11 protein-coding genes are annotated in these 12,621 nt (G+C 60.6%); 3 read left to right on the top strand and 8 right to left on the bottom strand.

Annotation, left to right across the window (positions count from 1 at the left end; all coding sequences use genetic code 11):
- Positions 1–32 precede the first annotated feature (32 nt).
- From rseP to rpsB, 8 genes are all read right to left on the bottom strand, one after another.
- Positions 33–1,385 carry a sigma E protease regulator RseP gene (gene rseP, locus OKC44_RS03135; RefSeq protein WP_044799422.1) on the bottom strand — a complete coding sequence of 451 codons (1,353 nt, stop codon included), beginning with the start codon at positions 1,383–1,385 and terminating at the stop codon, positions 33–35.
- Positions 1,386–1,467: 82 nt separating this feature from the next.
- Positions 1,468–2,661 carry a 1-deoxy-D-xylulose-5-phosphate reductoisomerase gene (gene ispC / locus OKC44_RS03140; protein WP_270810997.1) on the bottom strand — a complete coding sequence of 398 codons (1,194 nt, stop codon included), beginning with the start codon at positions 2,659–2,661 and terminating at the stop codon, positions 1,468–1,470.
- Positions 2,662–2,724: 63 nt separating this feature from the next.
- Positions 2,725–3,582, bottom strand: coding sequence for a phosphatidate cytidylyltransferase (locus OKC44_RS03145; protein ID WP_005303453.1), 858 nt, complete (start codon positions 3,580–3,582; stop codon positions 2,725–2,727).
- Positions 3,583–3,608: 26 nt separating this feature from the next.
- On the bottom strand, positions 3,609–4,385 hold the full coding sequence (gene uppS, locus OKC44_RS03150) for a polyprenyl diphosphate synthase (protein WP_270810999.1): 777 nt from the start codon (positions 4,383–4,385) through the stop codon (positions 3,609–3,611).
- A 72-nt stretch (positions 4,386–4,457) separates the two neighbouring features.
- Entirely contained in the window at positions 4,458–5,015 is a 558-nt protein-coding gene (gene frr, locus OKC44_RS03155; RefSeq protein WP_011705096.1) for a ribosome recycling factor, read from the bottom strand.
- 94 nt (positions 5,016–5,109) lie between these two features.
- Positions 5,110–5,844, bottom strand: coding sequence for a UMP kinase (gene pyrH / locus OKC44_RS03160; protein ID WP_011705095.1), 735 nt, complete (start codon positions 5,842–5,844; stop codon positions 5,110–5,112).
- 71 nt (positions 5,845–5,915) lie between these two features.
- Complete coding sequence (gene tsf, locus OKC44_RS03165) at positions 5,916–6,797, bottom strand: translation elongation factor Ts (protein WP_016349867.1); 882 nt, start codon at positions 6,795–6,797, stop codon at positions 5,916–5,918.
- A 104-nt stretch (positions 6,798–6,901) separates the two neighbouring features.
- Positions 6,902–7,630, bottom strand: a complete 729-nt coding sequence (gene rpsB / locus OKC44_RS03170; RefSeq protein ID WP_005303470.1) for a 30S ribosomal protein S2 — start codon at positions 7,628–7,630, stop codon at positions 6,902–6,904.
- A 359-nt stretch (positions 7,631–7,989) separates the two neighbouring features.
- Between rpsB and map the strand changes: the two genes are divergently transcribed.
- The 3 genes from map (at position 7,990) to dapD (ending at position 12,524) form a co-directional block, all read left to right on the top strand.
- Positions 7,990–8,778, top strand: coding sequence for a type I methionyl aminopeptidase (map, locus tag OKC44_RS03175; RefSeq protein WP_011705093.1), 789 nt, complete (start codon positions 7,990–7,992; stop codon positions 8,776–8,778).
- Between the two features lie 97 nt (positions 8,779–8,875).
- The gene (gene glnD / locus OKC44_RS03180) at positions 8,876–11,530 is read left to right on the top strand and encodes a bifunctional uridylyltransferase/uridylyl-removing protein GlnD (protein WP_024946045.1); all 2,655 of its coding nucleotides are present in this window, start codon (positions 8,876–8,878) and stop codon (positions 11,528–11,530) included.
- A gap of 166 nt (positions 11,531–11,696) precedes the next feature.
- Entirely contained in the window at positions 11,697–12,524 is an 828-nt protein-coding gene (gene dapD, locus OKC44_RS03185; RefSeq protein ID WP_005303473.1) for a 2,3,4,5-tetrahydropyridine-2,6-dicarboxylate N-succinyltransferase, read from the top strand.
- Positions 12,525–12,621 lie beyond the last annotated feature (97 nt).

Consider the following 12,621-nt stretch of genomic DNA (forward strand, 5'->3'; position numbering starts at 1 on the left):
TGTTCTTATGTGTCCTTGTTGATGCTCTGGCCTCAGAGGCGAGCGAAATCATTAAACAGCGCAATACCCATCAGTAACATCAGAATGGCGGCGCCAATCCGGAAACCCACTTCCTGAATTTTTTCTGATACCGGCTTGCCGGTGACCGCCTCGATGAGGAAGTAGACCAGATGGCCACCGTCCAGCACCGGCAGGGGGAACAGGTTGATGATCCCCAGGTTGACGCTGATCAGCGCCAGAAAGCCGAGAAAGTAGACCAGACCGTAGTCGGCACTGCTGCCCGCGCCCTTGGCAATGGAGATGGGGCCGCTCAGGTTGTCCAGCGAGACGATGCCACCGATCAGCTTGCCGATCATGTCGAAGGTCAGGGTGGTCAGGCTCCAAGTCTTCTGGGCGCCCTGCCACAGGGCTTGCAAAGGCCCATACTGTAACAGAATCCGATACTCATCCGGTAATGGAACCAGTTGCGGCGACAGGCCGACAAAACCGACCAGCTGGCCCCGCACCTTCTTGGCATCCGGCGTCAGGGTCAGGGTCAGCTCGCTGCCCGCCCGCTCGACGGTCACCTCAAGCGGCTGCTGGGGCGACTGCTGCACCTGGTGGACAAACTGGGCCCACTCGGTGATCTCCTGCTCCCCTACCCGCTTGATGCGATCGCCCGCCTGAACGCCGGCCTTCTCGCTGGCGCTCGCGGCCACCACCGCATCGACCACCGGCAGCACCTTGCCACCGAGCGGCACTATGCCCAGGCTGCCGATGGGAGACTCCTTGTCGGGGTCAAACTTCCAGCCGGCCAGCTGCAGGGTCTTGTCCACCGCGTAGCTGGTGTTGGCCGCCTTGAGCTTCAGCTGGACCGAGTCATCGCCAAGGTGGCTGATGAGGGCATAGGTCACGCTCTCCCAGTCACCGGTCTCCTCGCCGCCGACGCCGACGATCTCCATGCCGGGTTCCACCCCGGCCGCCGCCACGATGGAGGCGGGACGCACCTCGCCCACCACGGGTTTGACGGCGGGCACGCCGATCATGAACATCAGCCAGAGGGCGAACAGGGCAAACACGAAGTTGGCCATGGGGCCGGCTGCCACGATGGCCATCCGCGCCCAGACACTCTTGTGATTGAAAGCGAACTGCTCGTCACCGGGTTTGAGCTCGTCCACCCGGCCGTCCAGCATCTTGACGTAACCGCCGAGGGGGATCAGGGCCAGCACGTACTCGGTGCCATCCTTGCCCAGCCGACGCCAGATGGCCTTGCCGAAACCGATGGAGAAACGTTCGACCTTGACGCCGCAACGACGGGCCACCCAGAAGTGGCCGAATTCATGTACCGCAACCAGCAGCCCGAGGGCGACGATAAAGGCACCGATGTTCCACAACACACCGCCCATCAGCCCATCACCTCGCTTTCATGCATGGTCCTGTCTCCGACAATCAGGGTGAAGGCAGCACAATGCCACGAAACAGCTCTCATCAGCTAAGCTCCTCAATCAAATTGTGAGCACGGGCACGGGCCGCCCCATCCAGCGCAATCAAATCGTCCAGCGAACCGGCCGCCGTACCGCCCAGGGCGAGCATGGTGGCCTCATTGACTCTGGCAATATCCATAAAACCGATCCGCTCTGCAAGGAAAGCCGCCACGGCCTCCTCGTTGGCGGCATTGAGGGCCGTGGTTGCAGCCTGCCCCTGCTGACAGGCATGCATGGCAAGCTGCAGGCAGGGATAGCGCTCATAGTCGGGACGGATAAAGCTGAACTCTCCGACACTGAAGAAATCCAAAGGTTCCACACCGGACTCGATTCGAGCCGGATAGGCCAGCGCGTGGGCGATGGGGGTGCACATGTCCGGATTGCCGAGCTGGGCCAGCACGGAGCCATCCTTGTACTGCACCATGGAGTGAATCACCGACTGGGGATGGATCACCACCTGGATCTGCTCGGGCGCCGCGTTGAACAGCCAGCGCGCCTCGATATACTCCAGCCCCTTGTTGATCATGGTGGCGGAGTCGACCGAGATCTTGGCCCCCATGGACCAGTTGGGATGGGCGATGGCCTGAGCCGGGGTGACGCGTGCCAGCTCAGCGATGTCGGTATAACGGAACGGGCCACCGGAGCCGGTCAGCAGGATCTTGCTGATGCCCGCTCCCGCCAGGTCACAAAAGCCCGGCTGGCGCTGAATGGCCTCGGGCAGGCACTGGAAAATGGCGTTGTGTTCGCTGTCGATGGGCAGCAGCTCGGCCCCGTGCTCGCGCACCGCCTCCATGAAGAAGGCGCCGGACATCACCAGGGCTTCCTTGTTGGCCAGCAGGATGCGCTTGCCGGCACGCACCGCAGCCATGGTGGGCGCAAGCCCGGCGGCGCCGACGATGGCGGCCATCACGCTGTGGGCATCGGGGTGAGCGGCCACTTCACACAGGGCGGCGGGGCCAGCCATGACGCGAGTCGCGCTGCCGTGGGTCTTCAGTTGAGCGGCCAGCTCGCTGGCGGCGGCCTCGTCCACCATGACGGCGAAGCGGGGAGAGAATTCGAGGCAGTCGCGCAGCATGGCGTCCACGCTGCGGGCCGCGGTCAGCGCCAGCACCTGCCAGCGCCCCGGATTGTGCCGCAGTACCTTGAGCGTACTCTGACCAATGGAACCGGAGGCTCCCAGAATCACCAGGTTATGCATCAAAACTCCCGCTGTATGACGAATGGATGGCGCCCGCCGCAGGCAGACGCATCAGGCTGAGCATCAAAACTCCTGGCTGAGCAGCAGATAGCTGAGCAGGAACACCGGCAGCGCGGCGGTCAGGCTGTCGATCCGGTCGAGGATGCCACCGTGGCCGGGCAACAGGGTGCCTGAATCCTTGATGCCGGCTTCGCGCTTGAACATGCTCTCGGTGAGATCGCCGAGCACCGAGGCCAGCACCGCCAGCAAGGAGCAGAACAGCACGATGGCCATCTTGGCGGGCACGAAGCCCATGAACCAGGTCACCCCGACCGCCAGCAGGCTGGCGGTAAACAGGCCGCCACACATGCCTTCGATGGTTTTGCCGGGGCTCACGGCCGGCGCCAGCTTGTGTTTGCCGAACGCCTTGCCGAAAAAATACGCGCCAGAATCTGCCGCCCAGACCAGTCCCATCACGAACAGCAGGATCCAGGCCCCCATCATGGGGTCGTGATAGAAGTTGTAACCACGGATGGCCACCAGGGACCAGAAGAAGGGGACCAGGGTCACCAGGCCGAACAGGGACTTGAGCCAGATGGACTCCTTCCACAGCTTGGCGCTCTGGGGGTAGCGCAACACCAGCAGCAGCCCCAGCAGCCACCAGCTGACGGCGGTCCAGAGCACGCCCATCACCAGCGGATGCAGATGAGGAGTCCACAGCTGCTCCACCGGCAGCCAGAACAGGCTGGCGCCGAGCAGCAGGCAGTACACCAGCGGCAGCCACTGCTGCGGCTTGGCAGAGACGAAGCCGCTCCACTCGCGGCTGGCCAACAGAAATACCAGGGATGCCAACAGGGCAAAGAATTTCAACGGCAGAAAAAACAGCGCCCCCAACACCAGGGGAACCAGTAGCAATGCGGTAATAATTCGTTGTTTTAGCAAAAGAAGCCTCTCTCTTGGGAGGGGGGTTAGCCGGTCTGTTGCTCGGCGATCAATTCCCGGATCTGTTCACCCGTGCAGCCGAAACGACGCTCACGGGCCACGAAGGAGGCAACGGCCTCGCTGAACTCGGCCTCGTTGAAATCAGGCCACAGCACCGGGGTAAAATAGAGCTCGGCATAGGCGAGCTGCCATAACACAAAATTGCTGATGCGATGATCGCCCCCGGTGCGGATCAGCAGATCCACCGGCGGCAGGTCGGCCATGCATACCTCGCGGCCAAGCATGGCTTCATCTATCTGGTCGGCAGCCAGTTCCCCGCTCGCCACGGCACGGGCCAGCTTGCGGGCCGCCTGGGCGATGTCCCACTGACCACCGTAATTGGCGGCGATATTGAGGGTCAGCCCCTGATTGTTGGCGGTCAGCGCCTCCGCCTTGGCAATCTTGGTCTGCAGACGCTCGCTGAAACGGGCGGTATCGCCGATCACCTTGAGCCGGATGCCGTTGCTGTGCAGCTTCTGCACCTCACGGCCCAGCACCGTCATGAACAGCTCCATCAAGGCGCTGACCTCCCCTTCCGGGCGACGCCAGTTCTCGCTGGAAAACGCAAACAGGGTCAGCGCGTCTATCTTGGCCCGCGCAGCAAAGGTTACCGCCTCGCGAACAGACTTCACGCCTGCCTTGTGGCCATAGACCCGCATCTTGCCACGGTTCTGGGCCCAGCGTCCGTTGCCGTCCATGATGATGGCGACGTGACGAGGCAAGGACGAATTGGCGCAATCACCTACGGCTGCCAAAAGCGACATTCATTTCTCCCACAAAGACAAAAGCGCCGTGCAGGGGCACTACACGGCGCTCGTAATATACCTGTCAGAGGCTTAGATTTCCATTAGCTCCTTTTCCTTCAGGGCCAGTGCTTCGTCTACCAGCTTGATGAAGGAATCGGTCAGCTTCTGGATCTCTTCCTGAGCACGACGGTCGTCGTCTTCGGAGATCTCTTTGTCTTTGAGCAGCGCTTTGAGGTCGGCGTTGGCATCGCGACGGATGTTGCGCACGGCAACCCGGGCACCTTCCGCTTCGGCACGCACGATCTTGGTCAGGTCGCGACGACGCTCTTCGGTCAGCGGCGGCAGCGGCACGCGCAGGGTCTGGCCGTTGCTGGACGGGTTGAGGCCCAGATCGGAGGTCAGGATGGCCTTTTCCACCGCCTGGATCATGGAGCGGTCAAAGATGGAGATGGAGAGGGTGCGGGCATCTTCAGCCACCACGTTGGCCAACTGTTTCAGAGGAGTGGCCGCACCGTAATACTCCACCTGGATACCGTCGAGCAGGCTCGGGTGAGCACGGCCGGTACGGATCTTGGACATCTGGGTCTTGAGCGACTCTACGCTCTTGGCCATGCGGTCCTTGGCGTCGTTTTTAATCTCGTTGATCACAGTGGTTTTCCTTTTGGCGAACGAGCCGTCAACCGGCCCGTATCTATCTTATTGGCTGGCGTCATGGACAAACGAGCCGAAGCTCACGCTTGTCTCACTTGCTGACGTGATGGATCAGGGTACCTTCCGGCTCGCCCATGATCACCCGACGCAGCGCACCCGGCTTGTTCATGTTAAACACCCGGATCGGCAGATCGTGGTCGCGGGCCAGAGTAAAAGCAGCAAGATCCATTACTTTGAGTTCTTTTTCAAGAACTTCATCATAACTCAGTTCATGGCACAGCACGGCATCCGGGTTCTTGACCGGATCGTCGGTGAACACGCCATCGACCTTGGTGGCCTTGAGCACGACGTCAGCTTCGATCTCGATCCCGCGCAGACAGGCCGCAGAATCGGTCGTGAAGAAGGGGTTGCCGGTACCGGCGGAGAAGATCACCACCTTGCCGGCGCGCAGCTGGCTGATGGCTTCGGCCCAGACATAGGAGTCACAGATGCCTTGCAGGGAGATGGCAGACATCAGACGGGCATTCACATAAGCACGATGCAGGGCATCACGCATGGCCAGACCGTTCATCACGGTAGCCAGCATACCCATGTGGTCGCCCACCACGCGGTTCATGCCCGCCTTGGCAAGACCGGCACCACGGAACAGGTTGCCGCCACCGATGACCAGACCGACCTGAACACCCAGCTCAACCAGTTCTTTGATCTCTTGGGCCATCCGATCCAGCACCGCCGGATCAATGCCAAAACCCTCGGATCCTTGCAGGGCTTCACCACTCAACTTCAGAAGAACACGTCTGTATGCAGGCTTGGGATTGGTACTCATGTCACTGATTCCTGGTCATATAAAGACCGCGACATAAGTCGCGGTCTGGGGAAACGGAAAAACCGGTTCGATTAGGCCTTTTGAGCGGCCGCGATTTGGGCTGCAACTTCCGCAGCGAAATCGGTCTCTTGCTTCTCGATGCCTTCGCCCACTTCGAAACGGGTGAAGGAAACAACGTCAGCGCCTTCTTTCTTCAGCAGCTCGGCAACGGTCATGGAAGGATCTTTCACGAACGGTTGACCAGTCAGGGAAACCTCACCGGTGAACTTCTTCATGCGGCCTTCAACCATTTTCTCGGCGATCTCTTTCGGCTTGCCAGAGTTGATGGCGATGTCGATCTGGATTTCGCGCTCTTTGGCAACGACTTCGGCAGATACATCTTCCGGCTTGACGAATTGCGGGCTGTTGGCAGCAACGTGCATGGCCAGATCTTTGGCCAGCTCGTCGGAACCACCGGCCAGCTTGGTGATAACACCGATGCGGGAGCCGTGAACGTAGGTGCCCAGGTTGTCACCTTCAACCAGCATCACGCGACGCAGGTTCATGTTCTCACCGATCTTGGCGATCAGGTTGGTGATGGTCAGCTCGACGGATTCGCCGTTGCCGAAGTCGGCGGCTTTCAGCGCGTCAACGTCAGCGATCTTCTGGGTAGCGGCGATTTCAACGATTTTCTGACCCATGGCCAGGAAGCCGGCATCCTTGGAAACGAAGTCAGTCTCGCAGTTCAGCTCGATCATGACGGCAACGTTGCCTTCGGTACGGGCGAAGATCACACCTTCAGCGGCGATACGGCCAGCTTTCTTGGCGGCTTTGGCCTGACCGGATTTGCGCATGTTTTCGATAGCCAGTTCGATATCACCGTTGGCTTCTTCCAGTGCTTTTTTGCAATCCATCATGCCAGCGGCGGTGCGCTCGCGCAGTTCTTTTACCAGGGCGGCAGAAATGTTTGCCATGTCCAGTATCCTCGGTCTTGAATTGACAAGAAACAGGGGCCACAAGGGCCCCTGCTAACCAATTACATCAGCTTGGTTAATAAGGGCTTTGCAGTCCTTATCAATTACTCAGCTTCAACGAAGCCATCTTGTTCGGCTTGAACAACGATGTCCTGAGCGCGAGCTTCCAGTACGGTGTCAGCAGCAGCATTCAGGTACAGCTGAACGGCACGGATAGCGTCGTCGTTACCCGGGATGACATAGTCAACGCCGTCCGGGTTGGAGTTGGTATCAACGATGGAAACTACCGGGATACCCAGGTTGTTGGCTTCTTTGATAGCGATGTGCTCGTGGTCGGCATCGACAACGAACAGAACGTCAGGCAGGCCGCCCATGTTCTTGATACCACCCAGGCTCTTCTCCAGCTTTTCCATTTCGCGAGTACGCATCAGCGCCTCTTTCTTGGTCAGCTTGTCGAAGGTACCGTCTTGGCTCTGGGTTTCCAGATCTTTCAGGCGCTTGATGGACTGACGAACGGTTTTCCAGTTGGTCAGCATGCCGCCCAGCCAGCGGTGGTTAACATAGAACTGGTCGCAACGCTCAGCGGCTTCTTTTACGGCTTCAGACGCGGCACGCTTGGTACCTACGAACAGTACCTTGCCCTTCTTGGCAGCTACGGAGCTGATGAAGTTCATGGCATCGTCAAACATCGGAACGGTTTTTTCCAAGTTGATGATGTGAACCTTGCTGCGGGCACCGAAGATGTAGGATTTCATTTTCGGGTTCCAGTAACGAGTCTGGTGACCGAAGTGAACGCCGGCTTGCAGCATGTCGCGCATAGAAACTTTAGCCATTTTATACCTCTATTGGGGTTAGGCCTCCACACATCCCATATAACCGACCCGTTAAGGCACCCCGGCATATGTGTCGATGTGTGTGTGTTGTTTAAGTAAGGGTGATGGAATGAGGACACAAGTTCCCCATTCCGGCGCGCTTTATACCATAACTTTGGTCAGGACACCACCAGCCTAACCGCTAAAAATGGATCCCTGGGCAGCATGCTGAAGCGCCGATTTGACGCTGTGATGACAATCACACTGGAAGTAAACGGGGGTTGGGGATAAAATTTTGGCCTGATTGCAAACGCATCTATTTTTCATTACCTGATTGCCGGACATCGATAGATGCGCGATCAGGTCCCAAGAGAGATCCCATGTCCATTAAAATCAAGACACCGGAAGAGATTGAAAAGATGCGCGTTGCCGGCCAACTGGCCGCCGATGTGCTGGTCATGATCGCCCCCCACGTCAAGGCGGGCGTCACCACCGACGAACTGAACACCCTCTGCCACGACTACATCGTCGACGTGCAGCAGGCCATCCCTGCGCCGCTCAACTACCACGGCTTCCCCAAGTCCATCTGCACCTCGGTGAACGATGTGATCTGCCACGGCATCCCGAACCACAAGAAACTGCGGGAAGGGGACATCATCAACCTGGACATCACCGTCATCAAGGATGGCTACCACGGCGATACCTCGGCCATGTTCATCGTGGGTGAGACCACCCCGCTGCGCCGTCAGCTGTGCAAGGTCGCCCAGGAGAGCCTCTACGCCGCCATCAAGCAGGTGCGGCCGGGCATGTGCATCACCGAGATCGGTGCCGTGATCCAGCCCATCGTAGAGAAGGCCGGTTTCTCCGTGGTGCGCGACTACTGTGGCCACGGCATCGGGGCCGAGTTCCATGAAGAGCCGCAGATCCTGCACTATCGCAACGGCGGCAAGCAGGAGCTCAAGCCGGGCATGTGTTTCACCATCGAACCCATGGTCAACAGCAAGAAGTACCACTGCAAGGTCAATCCGAAGGATGGCTGGACCGTGACCACCAAGGATGGCGGCGACTCCGCCCAGTGGGAACACACCCTGCTGGTGACCGAGGATGGTTGCGAGGTGCTGACCCTGCGCCCGGATGACACTATCGACCGTCTCATCAAACACGGTTAACATCAAACCCCGGCCTCCCGCCGGGGTTTTGTTTTTATCAGCCGCGAACCCGTGCGAGAACAGCGCACAGGCGTGCGACAGTAGAGTGTGAGACGCCATGGATGCCAGCCTGCTTTCCCCCCACCTGTTACCCGACGCTCAGCTCACCCGCGAGAACTGCAAGGAGTACCTGAGCCGTTTTCTCGGCTGGCTGCACGCCCGCTTCGATGCCGGTGACAACATCATCGAACTGGTGGCTACCCGCTCCGAATACATGGACGAGCTGCTGACCCGGTTGTGGCAAAAGTTCGGCTTCGACAAGACGGAGCTCACCCTGATCGCGGTGGGTGGTTATGGCCGTGGCGAACTGCACCCCCACTCCGACATCGACCTGCTGATCCTCTACGAAGGGGACGAGTTGGACGAGGTGCTGGGGCTGCGCATCGGTGAGTTCATCACCCTGCTGTGGGATCTCAAGCTGGAGGTGGGCCAGGCGGTGCGCAACGTAGCCGAGTGTCTCGAGCAGGGACGCGGCGACATCACGGTTGCCACCAACCTCATCGAGGCGCGCTACATCACCGGCCGCGAGGCGGGCTTCCAGCAGCTCAAGGAGGCCACCGGCCCCCAGCACTTCTGGCCAAGCGAGCAGTTCTTCAAGGCCAAACGCGAAGAGCAGGCCCAGCGCCACCAGCAGTTTCTCGGCACCGCCTACAAGCTGGAGCCGGACCTCAAGAGCAATCCGGGCGGCCTGCGCGACATCCAGACCCTGGCCTGGGTGGCTCGCCGTCACTTCGGCGCCACCACCCTGTTCGAGATGACCAGCCACGGCTTCCTCAACCGGGCCGAGTATCGCGAGCTGCTCGATTGCCAGAATTTTTTGTGGAAGGTGCGCTTCGCCCTGCACATGGCCATCAACAAGGGCGACAACCGGCTGCTGTTCGATCGCCAGCGTACCGTGGCCCAGATGCTGGGCTTCGAGGGGGAAGGCAACGCCCCGGTCGAGCAGATGATGAAACGCTTCTACCAGACGGTGCGGCGGGTCTCCGAGCTCAACGAGATGCTGCTGCAGCTGTTTGACGAGGCGATCCTCGGCAACACCGCCATGGACGTGCGCCGCCTCTCCGACGAGTTCCAGCTGCGCGGGCGCCTCATCGATGCGGTGGATTCCGAGCTGTTCGGCCGCGAGCCCGCAGCCATCCTGCGCCTCTTCTACCAGATAGCCCAGCACCCGGAGATTGCCGGCATTCACTCCGCCACCCTGCGCCAGCTGCGCGAGGCGCGCCGCAAGCTCAACTGCTGGCTGCAGGATCTGCCGGAATGCCGCCGCCTGTTCATGGCGCTGCTGCGCCACCCCAACGGCATCGGCCAGCCGCTCACCCTGATGCACAAGTACGGCATCCTGGCGGCCTACCTGCCGCAGTGGAACCTCATCGTCGGCCAGATGCAGTTCGACATGTTCCACGCCTACACGGTGGATGAACACACTCACCGGCTGCTCAAGAACATCCATCAGTTTCCCAACCCGGCCAGCCGCCAGACCCACCCGCTCTGCCACGAGGTGTTCACCCGGCTGCGCAAGCCGGAGCTGCTCAGCATCGCCGCCCTGTTCCACGACATCGCCAAGGGGCGGCGTGGCGACCACTCAGAGCTCGGCGCCGTCGATGCGCTGGAGTTCTGCCAGCTGCACGGCCTGGATCGCTACGAAAGCCGGCTGGTCGCCTGGCTGGTACGCCACCACCTGCTGATGTCGGTCACCGCCCAGCGCCGCGACATCTATGACCCCGAGGTGGTCACCGACTTTGCCCAGAAGGTGCGCGACGAGCAGCACCTCGACCTGCTTTACTGCCTGACCGTGGCCGATATCTGCGCCACCAACGACACCCTCTGGAACGACTGGAAAGGCACCCTGCTGCGCGAGCTCTACTTCGCCACCCAGAAGGCGCTGCGCCAGGGGCTGGAAAATCCGCCCGACATGCGCCTCAAGATCCGCGAAAACCAGCGCCAGGCCAAGCAGATCCTGGCCCAGCGCGACGTGCCGGAGGAAGCCATCAACCAGCTCTGGAGCGACTTCAAGGCCGACTACTTCCTGCGCCATACGCCGGAGCAGATCGCCTGGCACTGCCGCAAGATCATCGAACACGGCGACAACCCGGCGCCGCTGGTGATCATCGGCAAGCACCCGACCCGCGGCGGCAGCGAGGTGTTCATCTATTGTCGCGACACCCCGAATCTGTTCGCCACCGTGGCCTCGGCGCTGGATCAGAAGAACCTCAATATCCACGACGCCCAGATCATGAATTCGCGCAGCGACTATGTGCTCGATACCTTCGTGGTGCTCGAGCCCAACGGCGAGCCCATCAGCCCCAACCGCACCGCCACCATCAAGAAGGCGCTGGAGAAGGCGCTGCAGGAGCCGGGCAAGCTGGTGCTGCGCAGCAAGCCCCTGTCACGGCGCCACCGCCAGTTCAGCGTGCCGACCCGGGTGGTTTTTCTGCCCCACAAAGGGGAGACCCGCCACACCCTGCTGGAGCTGACCGCGCTCGATACCCCGGGGCTGCTGGCCCGCATCGGCGCCGTGTTCCAGCAGTGCGGCCTGTCGCTCCATGCCGCCAAGATCACCACCATCGGCGAGCGGGTGGAGGACTTTTTCAGCCTCACCACCCTGGCCGGCGAGCCGTTGACCCAGGCCGAGCAGCAGGCGCTGGAGGAGCGGCTGGTCAACCAGCTCAACCCGCAAGAGTCGGCCGATGATGAGGGCAGGCCGGGCCTATGAAGGCTTCACAAGACGCCGAGTCTGCCCCTGATTTATCAAGCAGAACAAATGGTTGGACCACGCAAGCACAATAAATCGGCGTTCCCGTGAAGAAATCGGCCCGAGCCCTTAAAAACAATTGGAAAAGTGTGATACAACAAACGGAATTTTTTAAAGGAAACCTGTCATGACCGAGTTGCAACAGATCATCGAAGCGGCCTTCGAGCGCCGTGATTCCATCACTCCCGGCTCCGTCGATGCCGCCACCAAGGCCGCCATCCTGCAAGCCATCGACCTGCTGGACTCCGGCAAGGCTCGCGTCGCCGAGAAGATTGCCGGCGAGTGGGTGGTACACCAGTGGTTGAAGAAGGCGGTACTGCTCTACTTCCGCATCAATGACAACGGCATCATCAAGGGCGACGACGCCCAGTACTACGACAAGGTTCCCCTCAAGTTCTCCGACTACAGCGCCGAGCAGTTCAAGGCTGCCGGTGTGCGCGTGGTGCCGCCGGCCACCGCCCGCAAAGGCTCCTTCATCGCCCCCAATACCGTGCTGATGCCCTCCTACGTCAACATCGGCGCCTTCGTCGATGAAGGCACCATGGTCGACACCTGGGCCACCGTGGGCTCCTGCGCCCAGATCGGCAAGAACGTGCACCTCTCCGGCGGCGTCGGCATCGGCGGCGTACTGGAGCCGCTGCAGGCCAACCCGACCATCATCGAAGACAACTGCTTCATCGGTGCCCGTTCCGAAGTGGTGGAAGGGGTGATCGTGGAAGAGGGCTCCGTCATCTCCATGGGCGTCTTCATCGGCCAGTCCACCCGCATCTATGACCGTGAGACCGGCGAGATCCACTACGGCCGCGTCCCGGCCGGCTCAGTGGTCGTCTCCGGCTCCCTGCCCTCCAAGTGCGGCAAGTACAGCCTGTACGCCGCCGTCATCGTCAAGAAGGTAGATGCCAAGACCCGCGCCAAGGTCGGCATCAACGCCCTGCTGCGCTCCATCGACGAGTAAGCAGTTTTGCAGTGATTTAAAAGGGCGCCTGATGGCGCCCTTTTGATTTTGGCGCCCCTGTCACAGGCAAGCCACACCGACTCGGTTAAGATAGATT

Origin of the sequence: Aeromonas sp. S41-2 (genome assembly GCF_027705845.1) — a bacterium.
Lineage (GTDB): Bacteria > Pseudomonadota > Gammaproteobacteria > Enterobacterales > Aeromonadaceae > Aeromonas > Aeromonas hydrophila.